The organism is Sphingomonas sp. OV641, assembly GCF_900109205.1.
Lineage (GTDB): Bacteria > Pseudomonadota > Alphaproteobacteria > Sphingomonadales > Sphingomonadaceae > Sphingomonas.
Map to the genome: position 1 here is coordinate 123913 of NZ_FNZB01000002.1, position 16446 is coordinate 140358.

Annotated in this window: 18 protein-coding genes; 8 read left to right on the top strand and 10 right to left on the bottom strand. The window is 66.5% G+C overall.

Going from position 1 to position 16446, the window contains the following annotated elements:
* Positions 1-161 precede the first annotated feature (161 nt).
* The 5 genes from rpmF to BMX36_RS11520 all read left to right on the top strand — a co-directional run bounded on the left by rpmF (position 162) and on the right by BMX36_RS11520 (position 3198).
* Positions 162-341, top strand: coding sequence for a 50S ribosomal protein L32 (rpmF, locus tag BMX36_RS11500; RefSeq protein WP_066781730.1), 180 nt, complete (start codon positions 162-164; stop codon positions 339-341).
* Between the two features lie 78 nt (positions 342-419).
* The gene (gene plsX / locus BMX36_RS11505) at positions 420-1451 is read left to right on the top strand and encodes a phosphate acyltransferase PlsX (RefSeq protein WP_066781734.1); all 1032 of its coding nucleotides are present in this window, start codon (positions 420-422) and stop codon (positions 1449-1451) included.
* Positions 1448-2416, top strand: a complete 969-nt coding sequence (locus BMX36_RS11510) for a beta-ketoacyl-ACP synthase III (protein ID WP_066781736.1) — start codon at positions 1448-1450, stop codon at positions 2414-2416. Before plsX ends, BMX36_RS11510 begins: the two co-directional genes overlap by 4 nt.
* Positions 2417-2500: 84 nt before the next feature.
* Positions 2501-2803, top strand: coding sequence for an integration host factor subunit alpha (locus tag BMX36_RS11515; RefSeq protein ID WP_066781737.1), 303 nt, complete (start codon positions 2501-2503; stop codon positions 2801-2803).
* On the top strand, positions 2800-3198 hold the full coding sequence (locus BMX36_RS11520; RefSeq protein WP_093065693.1) for a MerR family transcriptional regulator: 399 nt from the start codon (positions 2800-2802) through the stop codon (positions 3196-3198). Before BMX36_RS11515 ends, BMX36_RS11520 begins: the two co-directional genes overlap by 4 nt.
* Before the next feature lie 162 nt (positions 3199-3360).
* Here BMX36_RS11520 and thiD read toward each other — a convergent pair whose 3' ends face one another.
* The 5 genes from thiD to BMX36_RS11545 all read right to left on the bottom strand — a co-directional run bounded on the left by thiD (position 3361) and on the right by BMX36_RS11545 (position 7496).
* The gene (thiD, locus tag BMX36_RS11525) at positions 3361-4596 is read right to left on the bottom strand and encodes a bifunctional hydroxymethylpyrimidine kinase/phosphomethylpyrimidine kinase (protein ID WP_093066341.1); all 1236 of its coding nucleotides are present in this window, start codon (positions 4594-4596) and stop codon (positions 3361-3363) included.
* A gap of 100 nt (positions 4597-4696) precedes the next feature.
* Positions 4697-4921 carry a DUF1272 domain-containing protein gene (locus tag BMX36_RS11530; protein WP_093065695.1) on the bottom strand — a complete coding sequence of 75 codons (225 nt, stop codon included), beginning with the start codon at positions 4919-4921 and terminating at the stop codon, positions 4697-4699.
* A gap of 11 nt (positions 4922-4932) precedes the next feature.
* Complete coding sequence (locus BMX36_RS11535; RefSeq protein WP_093065697.1) at positions 4933-5376, bottom strand: acyl-CoA thioesterase; 444 nt, start codon at positions 5374-5376, stop codon at positions 4933-4935.
* Between the two features lie 100 nt (positions 5377-5476).
* On the bottom strand, positions 5477-6256 hold the full coding sequence (locus BMX36_RS11540) for a sulfite exporter TauE/SafE family protein (protein WP_093065699.1): 780 nt from the start codon (positions 6254-6256) through the stop codon (positions 5477-5479).
* 31 nt (positions 6257-6287) lie between these two features.
* Positions 6288-7496 carry an LL-diaminopimelate aminotransferase gene (locus tag BMX36_RS11545; RefSeq protein WP_066778687.1) on the bottom strand — a complete coding sequence of 403 codons (1209 nt, stop codon included), beginning with the start codon at positions 7494-7496 and terminating at the stop codon, positions 6288-6290.
* Positions 7497-7672: 176 nt separating this feature from the next.
* Here BMX36_RS11545 and BMX36_RS11550 point away from each other — a divergent pair, with 176 nt between their 5' ends.
* Positions 7673-9388 (top strand): PHA/PHB synthase family protein, encoded by a 1716-nt coding sequence (locus tag BMX36_RS11550; protein WP_093065701.1) that lies wholly within the window; start codon positions 7673-7675, stop codon positions 9386-9388.
* Between the two features lie 159 nt (positions 9389-9547).
* Positions 9548-9985 carry a phasin family protein gene (locus BMX36_RS11555; protein ID WP_066778677.1) on the top strand — a complete coding sequence of 146 codons (438 nt, stop codon included), beginning with the start codon at positions 9548-9550 and terminating at the stop codon, positions 9983-9985.
* A gap of 412 nt (positions 9986-10397) precedes the next feature.
* Here BMX36_RS11555 and pnp read toward each other — a convergent pair whose 3' ends face one another.
* The 5 genes from pnp to BMX36_RS11585 form a co-directional block, all read right to left on the bottom strand.
* On the bottom strand, positions 10398-12761 hold the full coding sequence (gene pnp, locus BMX36_RS11560) for a polyribonucleotide nucleotidyltransferase (protein ID WP_093065703.1): 2364 nt from the start codon (positions 12759-12761) through the stop codon (positions 10398-10400).
* Between the two features lie 154 nt (positions 12762-12915).
* A complete protein-coding gene (rpsO, locus tag BMX36_RS11565; protein ID WP_046409695.1) occupies positions 12916-13185 on the bottom strand; it encodes a 30S ribosomal protein S15 in 270 nt (89 codons plus the stop codon).
* 21 nt (positions 13186-13206) lie between these two features.
* A complete protein-coding gene (gene truB, locus BMX36_RS11570; RefSeq protein ID WP_256210776.1) occupies positions 13207-14205 on the bottom strand; it encodes a tRNA pseudouridine(55) synthase TruB in 999 nt (332 codons plus the stop codon).
* Entirely contained in the window at positions 14202-14888 is a 687-nt protein-coding gene (locus BMX36_RS11575; protein WP_066778671.1) for a site-2 protease family protein, read from the bottom strand. Before BMX36_RS11575 ends, truB begins: the two co-directional genes overlap by 4 nt.
* 391 nt (positions 14889-15279) lie before the next feature.
* Positions 15280-15873, bottom strand: a complete 594-nt coding sequence (locus BMX36_RS11585; RefSeq protein ID WP_066778686.1) for a thymidine kinase — start codon at positions 15871-15873, stop codon at positions 15280-15282.
* Between the two features lie 104 nt (positions 15874-15977).
* Here BMX36_RS11585 and BMX36_RS11590 point away from each other — a divergent pair, with 104 nt between their 5' ends.
* Positions 15978-16442, top strand: coding sequence for a hypothetical protein (locus BMX36_RS11590; RefSeq protein WP_066778667.1), 465 nt, complete (start codon positions 15978-15980; stop codon positions 16440-16442).
* Positions 16443-16446: the final 4 nt, after the last annotated feature.

The following is a 16446-nucleotide window of genomic DNA, read 5'->3' on the forward strand; positions in this document are numbered from 1 at the left end:
GCCAGCCCACCGCACCGCTTGCAACGGCCGCACGATCCGCTATAGGGCCGAGCCTTCGCGATGCGCCCGGCTGCTCGGCGCGGCCGGTGATGTACCGGCCTGCGCTGATCGTCGTCGGGCTAATCGTATTTGTTTAGAACAATATTGATCAAGGTGCCGCGATGGCCGTCCCCAAGCGAAAGACTTCCCCCTCCCGCCGTGGCATGCGCCGCGCTCATGACGCACTGTCGGTGGAGGCGTTCCAGGAGTGCCCGAACTGCGGTGAGCTGCGCCGTCCGCACAACCTGTGCACCGCCTGCGGCCACTATAATGGCCGTGAGGTCATCTCGGTCGAGGGCTGACGCCGTCGGCGGCGGGGCGCACCGGCGCATCCGCTGCTGATCCAGTTGCGCTGACAAGAGTACGGAGATCGTCCCGCCATGGCCGACAGTTCCTGGATCGCCGTCGATGCGATGGGCGGCGACGAGGGGGTGGCGGTCATGCTGGCGGGCGTCGCGCGTGCGCGCCACCAGTTCGAGGGGATGAAGTTCCTTCTCGTGGGTGACGAGGCAGCGATTCGCGAGGGGCTGAAACGCCATCCGAATCTCAGCCAGAATGCCGAGATCGTTCACGCTCCCGATGTCATCGCGGGCGATGAGAAGGCCGGCCAGGCACTGCGCCGTGCCAAGACAACGTCGATGGGCGTCGCGATCGATTGCGTGAAGCAGGGTCGCGCCGCCGCGGCCGTGTCCGCGGGAAACACCGGCGCGCTGATGGCGATGGCGAAGCTGGCGCTGCGCACCATGCCCGGCATCGACCGCCCCGCCCTGGCCGCGCTGCTTCCCACGCTGGGCGAGAATGATCTCGTCATGCTCGACCTTGGTGCCAATACCGAGGTCGAGACCAAGAACCTCGTTCAGTTTGCGGTCATGGGCGCGGCTTATGCCCGGGTGACCATGGATCTCGACAGTCCGCGTGTGGCGCTGCTGAATATCGGCAGCGAGGATCAGAAGGGCACGGAGGAAATCCGCGACGCCGCTGCCGCGCTGCGCAGCGCGCCGCACCTGCCGATGACCTTCACCGGTTTCGTCGAAGGTGACCGGCTGTCGCGCGGCGAGCATGACGTGATCGTGTGCGATGGCTTTTCCGGCAACATCGCGCTGAAAACCGCTGAGGGCACCGCGCGCTTCGTCGCCGATCTGCTCAAGCGCGCCTTCACCAGCTCCGTCCGGTCCAAGATCGGTTTCCTGATTTCCCGTCCGGCGACGCAGTTGCTGCGCGATCGGCTGGACCCGAACAATCACAATGGTGCCGTCTTCCTGGGGCTGAACGGCCTGGTCCTGAAAAGCCATGGCGGCGCGAACGAGATCGGCGTGGCGAATGCGATTGGCGTCGCGGCCAAGATGGTACGCGCCGATCTGACCCGGCGAATCGCCGAGGACTTGCGGAAATTCGAGAGGCAGGCGGCATGATTCGCAGCGTCATCACCGGCACCGGATCGGCGCTGCCGGCGCGGCGCGTCTCGAATGCGGACATGGCGGAGATGGTGGACACCACCGACGAATGGATCGTCGAGCGGACCGGCATCCGTTTTCGCCATATTGCCGGGCCGGAGGAAACCACCGCCACCCTCGCCCGCGATGCGGCAAGCGCCGCTCTGGCAGCGGCAGGCGTGCTGGCGCAGGACATCGACCTCATCGTCCTTGCCACTGCCACTCCCGACCAGACCTTTCCGTCGAGCGCCACCAAGGTGCAGGCGATGCTGGGCATCGACGATTGTGTCGCCTTTGACGTCGCCGCCGTCTGCTCCGGCTTTCTCTATGCCGTGCAGGTGGCGGACAGCATGCTCCGCGCCGGCGCGCACCGCCGCGCGCTGGTGATCGGCGCGGAAACCTTCAGCCGCATCCTTGATTGGGAGGATCGCACCACCTGCGTCCTGTTCGGCGACGGCGCGGGTGCGATCGTGCTGGAGGCGCAGGACAGCGACGAGGCCGAGGGCCGCGGCATCCTCGCCAGCCGGCTGCACGCCGATGGCCGGCACAACGAACTGCTGTACGTCGATGGCGGCCCCTCCACGACGGGCACGGTCGGAAAGCTGCGCATGAAGGGCCGCGAGGTGTTCCGCCATGCCGTGGTCAATCTGGCCGCGGTGATGGAGGAGTCCTTGGTGGTGGCCGGCCTCACGTCCGAACAGGTCGACTGGGTCGTGCCGCATCAGGCCAATGCCCGCATCCTTGATGCCACCGCACGCAAGCTGGGGCTTCCGGCCGAAAAGGTGGTGATGACGGTGGACCAGCACGCCAACACATCCGCCGCATCGGTGCCGCTCGCGCTTGATACGGCGGTGCGCGATGGCCGGATACGCACCGGTCAGATCGTGGTTCTGGAGGCGATGGGCGGCGGCTTCACCTGGGGCGCCGCTGTCGTCCGTTTCTAGCGCGCGGTGAACCGCGACATCTGGCTTTTGAATTTCGATCATTGATGATAACTTGACGCAATAAGGGGCGGAGGTTTTCGACAGATGAGTGATGCGGGCACGTTGACCAGGGCCGATCTGGCGGAATCGCTGCATCGCCAGGTGGGGCTGTCACGCGCTGATTCCGCTCGCCTGGTCGAGCAGATTCTGGAGTCGCTCTGCGGCGCATTGTCGCGCGGCGAGAATGTGAAGATCTCCGGCTTTGGCACCTTTGTCCTGCGCGACAAGGGCGAGCGGGTCGGCCGCAATCCCAAGACCGGCGTCGAAGTGCCGATCGCGCCGCGCCGGGTGCTTACCTTCCGGGCCAGCCAGATGATGCGCGACCGCATCGTCAACGCAGGCGCGTGAGCGGAAACGAAAAGTCCGACGGTGCCTTTCGCACCATTGGGGAGGTAGCCACGGCGACCGGCGTCGCTCCCCATGTGCTGCGTTACTGGGAAACGCGCTTTCCCGAACTGCGCCCGGTCACGCGCGCGGGCAACCGGCGTTATTATCGCCCTGCCGATGTCGCGCTGATCGAGCGTATCCAGCGCCTGCTGGGAACCGAGGGCTATACGGTGAAGGGCGTGCAGAAGCTGCTGGCGGCGGAAGGCCGTGGCGGCAAGATCGTGCCCCCGTCTGCGGCGTCGGAGCAGTCGATCGACGGCGAGTCTTCTCCGATGAATTCCGTGGTGGCCCCAGAGACGATCGAGGTGATCCGCTCCATTCGCGATCGCCTGCAACGCGCGCTGGACGCCGCCTGAGCGTTTTAGGCTTCGACTCGCCAGCGTGATCCGCGCCCTGGCGAGTGCCCCGCGTTAAGACGAGGAACGAACGGGCAGGCTGGTGGCGCCCACCTCTGTCAGACTACCTAAGCTGATCAGACCCGGACAGCGCGATTATCATGGGTACGCGCCGCCTGACGGTCAGCCGATGCGCCACGGCGGAAAGCGCCGGTTCTCTCCCGCGACATACAGGCACAGGCGGTTCCCCGCCGGATCGTTCAGCCGCGCCTCGCGCCACCCCCAGGACTCCGCTCTGGTATCGGACACCGCGATCCCGTGCGCGCGCGCCGATGCGATCGCGGCGTCAAGATCCGCAACCTCAAGGAAGATGATCGGCCAGCCCTCCACCTCATCGGCCGCCTCAATCGACAGGGTGGTGCCCCCGGCACTCTCGAACCGGGCATAACGGCCGTCACTCTCCACGATCATGTGGAGCCCGAGCGCCTGGTAGAAGGCGACACTCGCCGCATGGTCGCTGGCCGGCAGGGTCACCTGGTTGGGGGTCGCGCCGCCGAGGTCGCAATCGAGCCGCACCCTGTGATGCCCCATCGGGCCGTGACCAGCGCCAAGACCCGGCGCCTCTCGAAGCGCGATCCGCACGAAGCGGCGTGCGCGCGCAATGGCGTCCGGCAGGGGATGGCCGCGCCCCAGCCCCTCCGCCACCGCGCTCGCCAGCGTGCAGCCGGTGCCGTGCGTATGCTGCGATTCGATCCGCGGGTCGGTCCAGGCCAGATCGGTGCCGTCGGGCAGGATGAGATGGTCTGCCACAAGGTCGCCAGGCTCGCCTGTGGCTGCTCCGACCTGTCCGGCCGACGCCGGCGACAAATGCCCGCCCTTCGCCAGCACCGCCGCGCCGGTGGACCGGGCAAGATCGCGGCCGGCGATCAAGGCGTCGCTTTCAGTCTCGACGTGTCTGCCGGTCAGCGCTGCCAGTTCCGGTGCATTGGGCGTGATGAGCGTTGCCGCCCGCATCAGCCGGGCGAAGGCCGCGATCGTCGCCGGATCGGCCAGCACCGAGCCTGAGGTCGCGATCATCACCGGATCGAACACGATTGGCAGGCCGGTGGATGCCAGCGGCTCCAGCACGTCGGCGACCCGTTGGGCGGTGTCTGCCGATCCGATCATGCCGATCTTCACCGCATCGGCGCCGATATCGTCGAGACAGGAGCGCATCTGCTCCACCACCATCGCGGCGGGCACGGGATGCACCGCCTGCACTCCCAGGGTATTCTGCGCGGTGATCGCGGTGATCGCGGTCATCGGATGGCCGCCCAGCATCGTGACGGTGCGGATATCCGCCTGGATGCCGGCGCCGCCGCCCGAATCGGAACCGGCGACGATCAGGATGCGGCTGGTGCCCGGCCGTGAGACGGGCACTGCCGGGGACGAGGGCGTGGAGGCGGTTGCGTCAGAGGTCACGCCATCGGCATTGCCCGCCGGCGCGGCCGCCCGCAAGCAGGCCGCCCCGCCCCTTCCCTCAACCGGCGAAGTGGCGCTTGGTGGAGGCCGGGTGCTTCTTCAGCGCTGCGCCGACCCGCGCCGGCCGATCGAGCAGCTCGCCGCCGCAATTGGGACAGCGCTCGTCCAGCGCATCGGCGCAGTCCGCGCAGAAGGTGCATTCGAACGAACAGATGAAGGCACCGCCCTCATCGGCGGGCAGATCGGTGCCACAGCGTTCGCAATCAGGGCGCATTTCCAGCATGGCCGCGATCCTTAGGCCACTCGATCAGGCTGTGCCACCACCAGCGCTTCGAGAAAGCTACGCACCTCGCCCTCGATCGGCACCGGGCGGCCGGTCGGCAAGTGAACGTTGACGCTCACCAGTTCGATGACGTTGCACAGCTTCCCATGCTGGTTGGCGATCTCGAACCTTTTGGTCACGCTGGAGGAGCCGATCCGCTCGATCCGAACGGACGTGTCCACCGTATCGCCGAGCATCAGCGGCTTCAGGTAATCGACGTTGGCGCGGCGGACATGAAATTCCATGTCGCGCCATGTATCGCCCAGCGCCTTTGCGATCCCTGTCCAGTCCCAGAATTCGGTGACCGCGACATCGGCATATTCCAGGTAACGCGAGTTGAAGACGACTCGCTGCCCGTCGATCTCCGCATAACGGACCTTGAAGGCGCTGGAGAAAGCGAAGCCGGGGCGGGGCATGGGTTCAGTCCTGCGTTGGAATGGCAACCGAAACGGGGCTTCAGGCGCGCGGCCGGCGCCCTTGAACCGTCGCGGCTGGGGTTGAAACGGCGCGGCGCTTCTAGAGGATCAGCTTGAAGCCGACCACCGCCAGCGTGGCGGCGAGGATCGGCGTCAGCACCCGGTCCGTCACGCGTGATGCGATCAAGCTGCCGATCACGATGCCGGGGATCGATCCTGCCAGCAGCGACAGGAGCAGCATGACGTCGACCGAGCCGAGCCACCAATGGCCGACCCCGGCGATCAGCGTCAGCGGCACGGCATGGGCGATATCCGATCCGACCAGCCGGCTGACCGGCGCGGCCGGGTACAGCAGCAGGAGCGCCGTCATGCCGAGCGCCCCGGCGCCGACCGAGGTGAGCGAGACGAGCACGCCCAGCACGACGCCGAGCACCACCGTCCAGAGGGCAAGCGTGCGCGGCGCCATGCCGCGGAAGCTGGGGCCGATCGCGGCCACGATGCGGGCCCGGAAGAAAGTCGCCGCGGCGGTACAGACCAGCGCCAGCCCGAGCACGAACGCGATCGTGGCGCCGCTGTCCGCGCCGCGCTCCGTGCTTCGGCTGAGCAGCAGCAACGTCACCGTGGCGGCCGGCAGGCTGCCGGCGGCGAGGCGGCGAACGATCTTCCAGTCCACCGTGCCGCGCAGGCCATGCACCGCGCCGCCGACCGTCTTGGTGGCGGAGGCGTAGATCAGGTCGGTGCCGACCGCCGTTGCCGGGTGAAAGCCGAAGGCCAGCACGAGCAGCGGCGTCATCAGCGATCCGCCTCCCACGCCGGTCAGTCCGACGAGCATCCCCACCAGGATTCCGGCGAGGGAATATAGCGGATCATAGCCGATCATGCGTTACCCGCGGCGGGCGACGGGTGCGTGATCAACCGGCGTTCCGCGCCGGTACGTTCACGCCCATGCTGGCGAGATACTTCTTCACGTTGCGCGCCGCCTGGCGCAGCCGCTGTTCATTCTCGACCATGGCGATGCGAACGAAGCCCTCCCCGTTCTCACCATAGCCGACCCCCGGCGCCACCGCGACCTTGGCATGGGTGAGTAGCTGCTTGGAGAACTCCAGGCTGCCCATATGCGCCAGCGCCGGGGGCAAGGGCGCCCAGGCGAACATGGACGCGCGCGGGCTTGGAATCTCCCATCCGGCACGCGCGAAGCTCTCCACCATCACGTCGCGGCGCTTGTGGTAGAGGCGACGGTTCTGCTCCACGATGTCCTGCGGCCCGTTCAGCGCGGCACAGGCGGCCGCCTGGATCGGGGTAAAGGCGCCGTAATCGAGATACGACTTCACCCGCGTCATGGCCGCGATCAGCGTCTTGTTGCCCACCGCGAAGCCGATCCGCCAGCCGGCCATGGAATAGGTTTTGCTGAGCGAGGTGAATTCGATCGCCACGTCCTTGGCGCCCTTTACCTGCATGATCGAGGGCGTCGGATTGCCGTCGTAATACAGCTCCGAATAAGCGAGGTCGGAAATGATCCAGACCTGATTGTCGCGCGCCCAGGCGACCAGCCGCTCGTAGAAGGCAAGGTCCACCGCCTCCGCGGTCGGGTTCGACGGATAGTTGACGACCAGGATGCTCGGGCGCGGCACGGTAAAGGCCATCGCGCGCTCGAGGCTTTCGAAATAATGCTCGTCGGGCGTCGTCGGCACGGCGCGGATCGTCGCGCCCGCGATGATGAAGCCGAAGGTGTGGATCGGGTAGCTCGGATTGGGCGCAAGGATCACATCGCCCGGCGCGGTGATCGCGGTGGCGAGGCTGGCAAGGCCCTCCTTCGAGCCCATCGTCACCACGACTTCCGTCTCGGGGTCGATGTCCACGCCGAAGCGGCGGCCATAATAATTCGCCTGGGCACGGCGGAGACCCGGAATGCCCTTGGACGCCGAATAGCCGTGCGCATCCGGCTTCTGCGCCACCTCGACCAGCTTCGCGATCACATGCGGCGGCGGGGGCAGATCCGGATTGCCCATGCCAAGATCAATGATGTCCTCACCCGCCGCGCGCGCCTGGGCCCGCATCGCATTGACTTCAGCGATCACATAGGGCGGCAGGCGCTTGATGCGGTAGAATTCGTCGGACATGGCATCCTCTGGGGAACAGGAGCGCATGGCATAGACGCTGCGCGGGGCCAGCGGAAGCGGCACCACCATCGCCGGCGGATAGCTGTCCTTCGCCCAGCGCCCATCCCGGCCGGGCGTCGGGATGGCGGTTGGTGGTTTCGCCCCGAGGCCGCTATGCTCCTCGGCGGAGAGTAGAAATGACCGACCAGCCCGCGCCGCCGAACCTTGCCGACCTTCAGCATTGGACCTGGGTGATCGGCCGCGCGCAGCAGATGATGCTGGAACAGGGGCTCGCCATGACCGACGCCCGCGCCGCCCAGGGCTCGGCGCCCCCGGATGGCCCAGGGGGCAAAGCAGGCGATTTCTGGTCGGAGAGCCTGTCGCTGTGGCAGCAGTTCCTGGCCACCAGCATCGCTCCCCAGCCCGCGCCGGCGCCCGGCGGACGCGTGGACAAGCGCTTCGCCGCGGCCGCCTGGCATCAGAACCCGCTGTTCGCCTGGATCCGTCAATCCTACGAACTGCTTGCCGATCACCTGCTGCGCAGCGTCGATACGCTGGCGGGCGTGGACGACAAGCAGCGGGCGCAGCTTCGGTTCGTCATGCGCGGGTTCGTCGATGCGCTCAGCCCGACGAACTTTCCGCTCACCAACCCCGAAGTGATCGAGCGCACGTTGGCAATGCGCGGCGAAAATCTGCTGAAGGGGCTGCAGCATATGCTGGCGGACATCAGCCGCGGGCAGATGACGCACACGCCGGCAGACGCATTCGAGCTCGGCCGCAACCTTGCCACCACGCCGGGCAAGGTGATCCATCGCACGCCCTTGTTCGAGCTGATCCATTACGCGCCCACCACGCCAGAGGTGCTGGCCACGCCGGTCGTCATCTTCCCGCCCTGGATCAACCGTTTCTACATCCTGGATCTCACGCCTGAGAAAAGCTTCATCCGCTGGTGCCTGGACCAGGGGATCAGCGTCTTCATGGTCTCCTGGAAGTCGGCTGACGCCAGCATGAAGGACGTTGTCTGGGCCGATTATATCGCGGCGCAGATCGAGGCGGTGGACGTGATCCGCGGTCTGCTGGACGTCCCGTCGGTCCATACGATCGGCTATTGCGTTGCCGGCACGACGTTGGCCGCGACGCTGGCGCTGCTGGCCGCGCGCGGGCAGTCCGACAAGGTGGCGAGCGCCACCTTCTTCACCGCTCAGGTGGATTTCGGCCGCGCCGGCGACCTCAAGAGCTTCGTCAGCGACGAACAATTGCAGATGCTCGCCGCATTGTCGCCAGAGGGGTATCTCGACGGCCGATTCATGGCCGCGACGTTCAATCTGCTGCGCGGGCGCGACCTGATCTGGAATTACGTCACCAACAATTACCTGCTCGGCAATGACTATGTGCCGTTCGACCTTCTCTACTGGAACGGGGACACCACCAACCTGCCGGTGCGATGGCACCAGGACTATCTGTGCGACCTGTACCGCGACAATCTGCTCGTCTCGCCCGGCGCGCTTTGCGTCGACGACACTCCGCTGGATCTCGGCACGGTGACCACGCCCTCCTTCGTTCAGGCGGGGCGCGAGGATCATATCGCGCCGGCCGAAAGCGTGTGGGAGATAACCCGCCACTTTCGCGGGCCCGTCGAATTCGTGCTGGCGGGATCGGGCCATATCGCCGGGGTGGTGAACCCGCCAACCGCCGGCAAATATCAATATTGGACCAACGAGGCCCCGGTGGAATCGCTCGATGAGTTCGTCGCCGGCGCCACCGAGACCAAGGGAAGCTGGTGGCCGCACTGGCTCGGCTGGCTACATGGTCAGGGAGACGACAAAGTTGCCGCGCAGGGCGCGCGTCTGCCCGGCGGCGGCACCCTCCCGGCGTTGGAGGACGCACCAGGCAGCTATGTGCGGGCCCGCTAAGCTGTCATGCTGCACTGCACAATGAGCTTGAACAACAGTTTTTCTGTATTATTTTGCAGTGCAGCATAGCAGTTCAAGGCGGCCGGCATCATCCCGCACGAGACCGCCAATCGTGAGCGCCCCCTAGGGGCGGTCCGCAGCAGCGCGAAGGAACGGACGATGGTTGAAGCATTTCAGTCGGTGACCGAACAGACAAAGGCGATGTTTGCGCAGGCAAACGAGCGCGCCAAGACCCAGATGGAGCAGGGCGCCAAGGCGTTCGAGGACATGAACGCATTCACCAAGAGCAACGTCGAGGCGATTGTTGAATCGTCCAAGATCGCGGCCCGCGGCTTCGAACAGATGGGCCAGGACGCGGCGACCTACATGAAGAGCTCGTACGAGAGCGCCACCGGCATGTTCCGCTCGATGGCCGCGATCAAGTCGCCGACGGAGCTGTTCCAGCTGCAGAGCGACTTCGCGCGTTCGTCGTTCGACGCCTTTGTCGCGCAGACCTCGCGCTCGACCGAAGCGGCGCTGAAGCTGGCCGGCGAAATCGCTCAGCCGATCTCGAACCGCGTTGCGGTTACCATCGATAAGGCGAAGCCCGCCGCCTGAGCGGCACACCCATTCGGGTAATTCGTCGCCCCGGTCCCGTTTCGGCGTCCCGCTACCTCCCTCCCGCTGGAGAAGGCAGCGGAATACCGGCACGGGGCCGGGGTGAGCTGCGTTTGGGTGTCCGCCACTCCCACTCCCGTTCGCCCGGAGCCTGTCGAAGGGCGTGTCACGCGCGTCGGCGCTTGAGGCACGTGCTTCGACAAGCTCAGCACGAACGGGTTGGGCGGCGGTCTTTCTGTTCCGCCGCTTGTTCGTCCGAGCGACGTCGAGAGACATCCCCCAAACACCTGCGCTGCTGCGCCGCGGCTTCGCTGAGCACGAACGGCGCGGAAGAAGCGCCCGCCCCAAACAAGAAAGGGCCCCGGCATCGCTGCCGGGGCCCTTCCTGTATCACCCGAAGGCAAAGGATCGCTTAGTCGCGATCGCGGTCGTTCGTCAGGAACGCCGGGGCGAACTCGGGCGCGGGGCCCCGATCGTCATTGGCATCGTTGCCACCGCCGTTGCCGCCTTCCGAACGCTCGCGGCGCGGGCCGCGGTCCCGACGCGGACCGCGATCGCCACCACGGTCGCCGCCACGGCCACCACGATCGCCACCGCCCTCGCGGCGCGGACCACGATCGCCGCGATCACCGCGCGGCTCACGCGGTTCGCGTGCCGGACGGGTGTCCTCCAGCTCGGCGCCGGTCTCCTGGTCGACGACGCGCATCGACAGGCGAACCTTGCCGCGCGGATCGATCTCGAGGACCTTGACCTTCACTTCCTGGCCTTCGGACACGACGTCGCCTGGCTTCTCGACGCGCTCGTTCTTCATCTCGGAGACGTGGACGAGGCCGTCCTTGCCGCCCATGAAGTTCACGAACGCACCGAAATCGACGATGTTGACGACCTTGCCGGTGTAGATCTTGCCGACCTCGGCCTCTTCGACGATGCCCTTGATCCAGTTGATCGCGGCCTCGATCTGCGAGTGATCGGACGAGCTGATCTTGATCACGCCCTCGTCGTCGATGTCGACCTTCGCGCCGGTGGTGGCGACGATCTCGCGGATCACCTTGCCGCCGGTGCCGATGACGTCGCGGATCTTCGACTTGTCGATCTGCATCGTCTCGATACGCGGGGCATGGGCCGAGAGCTCGGTGCGGGTTTCGCCCAGCGCCTTGTTCATCTCGCCCAGGATGTGCGCGCGGCCTTCCTTGGCCTGGTTCAGCGCGGCTTCGAAGATCTCCTTGGTGATGCCGGCGATCTTGATGTCCATCTGCATCGTGGTGATGCCTTCGGACGTGCCCGCCACCTTGAAGTCCATGTCGCCGAGGTGATCTTCGTCACCCAGGATGTCGGACAGGATCGCAAAATCCTTGCCTTCCAGGATCAGGCCCATGGCGATGCCCGACACCGGGCGCGCGATCGGCACGCCGGCATCCATCAGCGCCAGCGACCCGCCGCACACCGACGCCATCGACGACGAGCCGTTCGACTCGGTGATGTCGCTGGTCAGGCGGATCGTGTAGGGGAAGTCCTCCTTGGTCGGCAGCACCGGGTGCAGCGCACGCCACGCCAGCTTGCCATGGCCGACTTCGCGGCGGCCCGGCGCGCCGAAGCGGCCCACTTCGCCGACCGAATAGGGCGGGAAGTTATAGTGCAGCATGAAGTGCTGGTACGACAGGCCGTTCAGACCATCGATCATCTGCTCCGCATCGCGCGTGCCGAGCGTCGCCGTGGCGATCGTCTGCGTCTCGCCGCGCGTGAACAGTGCCGAGCCATGCGCACGCGGCAGGAAGTGCGTTTCCGCTTCGATCGGGCGGATCTGCGTGGTGGTGCGGCCGTCGATGCGCTTGCCGTCCTTCAGGATCGCCTGACGGACGATGTTCGCCTCCAGCTTCTTCACCAGCTTCAGCGTGCCGAGATACTGGGCGGGATCGCTTTCCTTCAGGTCAGCGAACGCCTCGCGCGCCTTGGCGCGCGCCTCGTTCAGCGCGTTCTGGCGCTGCTGCTTGTCGGTCAGCTTGTAGGCGGCGGCGATGTCCTTGCCGATCGCCTTGTCGAGCTTCTTCATGGTCGCCGACTTGTCGTCGACCGGCGCCAGCTCCCACGGATCCTTGGCGGCCTGCTCGGCGAGCTTGACGATCGCCTTGACGATCTCGCGGCAGGCGTCGTGCGCAAACAGCACGGCGCCCAGCATGATCTCTTCCGACAGCTCCTTGGCTTCGGATTCGACCATCATCACCGCGTCGTAGGTGGCGGCGACGACCAGGTCGAGCTGACCCTCTTCGACCTGCTTGTCGGTCGGGTTCAGGATGTACTCGCCATCGACATAACCGACGCGCGCGGCGCCGATCGGGCCCATGAACGGCACGCCCGAAATCGTCAGCGCTGCGGACGCGGCGACCATCGAGAGGATGTCGGGCTCGTTCTCGCCGTCATAGCTCAGCACCTGAGCGATGGCGTTGATCTCGTTGTAGAAGCCTTCCGGGAACAGCGGGCGGATCGGGCGATCGATCAGGCGGGAAACCAGCGTCTCCTTCTCGGTCGCGCCACGCTCACGCTTGAAGAAGCCGCCCGGGATACGGCCGGCGGCGGAGAACTTTTCCTGATAGTGCACGGTGAGCGGGAAGAAGTCCTGCCCTTCCTTGACCGTCTTGGCGGCGGTGACGGCGCACAGCACCACCGTTTCGCCGAGCGTCGCGATGACCGCGCCGTCAGCCTGGCGGGCAACCTTGCCCGTTTCGAGCGTCAGGGTCTTTCCGCCCCACTCGATGCTTACCGTTTTCTTGTCGAACATGTGATTTCCTTCACTCCGGCCGCCCTATGCAGCCGGGGCCTGCTTGAGCCAGTCTTGGCTCGTGCCAGTTGGCCTTATTGCCCCCTGGCGTTGCGCGCTCGCGACAGGCGAAGCGCATATGCGAGAAGGGCGCCGCAAGGGCGCCCTTCCGTGTTTACTTGCGAAGACCGAGCTTCGCGATGAGGGCGAGGTAGCGATCCCCGTCCTTCTTGCGGAGATAGTCGAGAAGCGAACGACGCTTGTTGACCATCATCAGCAGGCCGCGACGCGAATGGTTGTCCTTGGCGTGGCCCTTGAAATGCTCGGTCAGGTTCCGGATCCGCTCGGTCAGGATCGCGACCTGGACTTCCGGCGAACCGGTGTCGCCTTCGGCGCGGGCGTGATCCTTGATGAGTTCCTGGCGGCGTTCCGCAGTGATCGACATGTATTTTCCTTCGACATCTTCTCAGAGGTTGAAGCCACGGACGACGCGAACCTCCCGGTTCACCATTTCGACCAGCGCCACCGGCACATCGTGCAGGCAGGCGAAATACTGGCCATCGTCAGCAGCAATCCCGGCCAGAACGCGCCCCTGACGGAGCGCCCCTGCCTGGTCGGGGGTGAGGGATAGAGCCGGGATGTCGTCCAGCCCCGCCCTCAGCGGCAGGAGTAGGTGTTCAAGGGTGCGCGCCTTAGCGGCTTCGCCCAATTTGTCCAGCGATATCGCGTGGGAAAGGTCAAACGGGCCCGCCTTCGTCCGCCTGAGATAGGTGACGTGGCCGACCGTTCCAAGGGCAAGCGCGATGTCGCGCGCAAGGGAGCGGATGTAGGTGCCCTTGGAGACATGCGCGGTGAGGGTGACGTTGTCCACCAAATCCTCCCCGGAACGGGGAGGGGCGCCGCTCGCCGAAGGCGAGTGGTGGAGGGGCTGGCCTGGCGGAACGGTTCCGCGCACCAGCCCCTCCACCGGCTGCGCCGGTCCCCCTCCCCGTTCCGGGGAGGAATGAAGAGCAAACACCGTGACGCTGCGGCTCTTGAGCACCACCTCCTCGCCCGCGCGCGCCAGATCATACGCCCGCTGCCCATCCACCTTCAGCGCCGAATAAGCGGGCGGCATCTGCTCGATCGCACCGGTGAACCGCGCCAGCACCGCTTCCACCTCGGCAAGCGACGGCCGCACGTCGCTCTGTGCGATCACCTTCCCCTCGGCATCCAGCGTATCGGTCTCGACCCCGAAGCGGATGGTGAAATCATACACCTTGTCGCTGTCGAGCATCCGCCCCGCGAGCTTGGTCGCCTCACCGAGCGCCACCGGCAGCACCCCCGACGCCAGCGGGTCCAGCGTCCCCCCGTGACCCACCTTCGCCTTGCCGTAGCCGCCCTCGCGCAGGCCGCGCTTCACCGCGCTTACTCCCTGCGTCGAACCCAGCCCCAGCGGCTTGTCGAGGATCAGCCAGCCGTTCACGCGAATACCTGCGCAAAGGCGAGATACTGGCTCACCAGCCAATCGGCCGGTGGCCCGACCAGCTTCGCGACCACGCTCGCCTGCGGCCAGATCATCGGCACCACCACCAGCAGGATGATGACGAGCGGAAAGCCGAACCGCGCCAGCTTCGCCCATTCCGCCGCGAGGCGCCGCGGCAGCACGCCCTGCACCACATGCCCGCCATCGAACGGCGGGATTGGCAAGAGGTTGAAGACGGCCAGGAAGATGTTGATCAGCAGGAAATTGACGAGGTTCGCCAGCACGAAGGCGGCGGCGCCCTGCGGCGGCCCCTCCATGCTCCCGAACCCCAGCCCGATCGCCACGGCGGCGACTGCCGCCAGCGCGAAGTTCATCCCCGGACCGGCCAGCGCCACCGCCACCATCCCCCAGCGCGGATTGCGCAACCGCCGGTGATCGACCGGCACCGGCTTCGCCCAACCGAACACCGGCGCCTTGGCGAGCGCCAGGCCCAGCGGCAGGATCACCGTGCCGACGGGATCGACATGCCGCAAAGGATTGAACGACAGCCGCTTCAGCTGTGCGGCAGTCGGATCGCCAAGCGCGCGCGCCATCAGGCCATGCGCTACCTCATGGAACACGATCGCGATGATGAGCGGGATGATCCACACCGCGGCGGCGTAGATGGGGTTATCGGGGGTCATGATGCGCGAGATAGGGGGGCGTGCGGAGGAGCGCCAGCGCCTCTGGGCGTGGCACCCCATCTCGTTTTCGCTGAGCCTATCGAAGCACGGGCCAAGCAGCGGCGGGGCCTTTGGCACGCCCCCTTCGATCGCCTGCCTGCGGCAGTCGCTCAGGACAGGCTTCGACAGGCTCAGAGCGGACGGAAGGGTGGCCAGTTAGCGCATGCGCCAAACCCAACCGTCATCCCGGACTTGATCCGGGATCCATGGCGCCGCGATCGCTGTCCTTCATGGGTCGAGCGGCAGCGCGCGTGGGCGGATGGATCCGGATCAAGTCCGGGATGACGTGAATGCGGGCGCCTCCCGCGTCGTCCCGAGCGAAGTCAAGGAACGAGCCCGGCGCGCCCCCGCTTCACACCGGCACCACACCCCGCTCCAGCGCCGCCACGAAATGCCGCCGGCACAGCGCCACATAAAGATCGTTGCCCCCGATCTCCGTCTGCGCACCCACCGCCACCGGGCGTCCGTCGGCATCCACACGAAGGTTCATCGTCGCCTTGCGCCCGCAGGCGCACACCGACTTTATCTCGATCAGCGAATCCGCCAGCGCGAGCAGCCGCGCCGATCCCTCGAACAGCGCGCCGCGGAAATCGGTGCGCAGGCCGTAGCACAGCACCGGGATGCCATCGCTGTCGGCCAGCCGCGCCAGTTGATCAACCTGGTCACTCGTCAGGAACTGCGCCTCGTCGACCAGCACGCAGGCGACCGTCGCCTCCGCATGGCGGTCCAGCACGCAGGCGGCGATGTTGGTGGCAGGGTCGAACATCGTCGCCGGCGCCGACAGGCCGATGCGCGACGTGATCGTCCCCGCCGCGAAGCGATCGTCGATCGCGGCGGTGAACAGCATCGTCTCCATCCCGCGCTCGCGGTAGTTGAAATCCGCCTGGAGCAGGTTGGTCGATTTTCCTGCATTCATGCTGGCGTAGTAGAAATACAGCTTGGCCATGCCGCGATGTCGTCAATTGCGGATCGCGGCGCCACTGTTTTCGCATTCGGGGATACGAAGCGCCGCCCGACCATTGATCGCGCGAACCATAGAAGGATTCGCCGATGCTCCGTTCCTACCTCATGGGTCTTGCCGCCGGCCAGCGCGGCATCGTGCCCTTGGCCGCGCTCGCCACCGCCGGCCAGCGCGGCGCGATCGACGAAGACATGCCGCTCGCCAAATTGTTCAAGAACCCGCTGATCGCCTGGGGCGCCATCGCCTTCAGCGCGGCAGAGATGGTGGGCGACAAGCAGAAGACGGCGCCGGATCGGATCGTGCCGATCGGCCTGGCCGTACGCAGCGTCACCTCCGCCTATGCCGGCGCGGCGGTGGCGCCCAAGGGGCAGCGTGTGACGGGGGCGGCGATCGCATTGGGGACGGCGCTGGCCAGTTCGTACATCGGCTGGAGCATCCGCATGGCCGCACTGCGCCGCTACGGCCAGACCGCGACCGGCTTCGTCGAGGATGCGCTGGTACTGGCAACGGGTGTGGCGGCCGCCGATCCGCGGCTTGCGGGACGGCCTGCCTGATCGC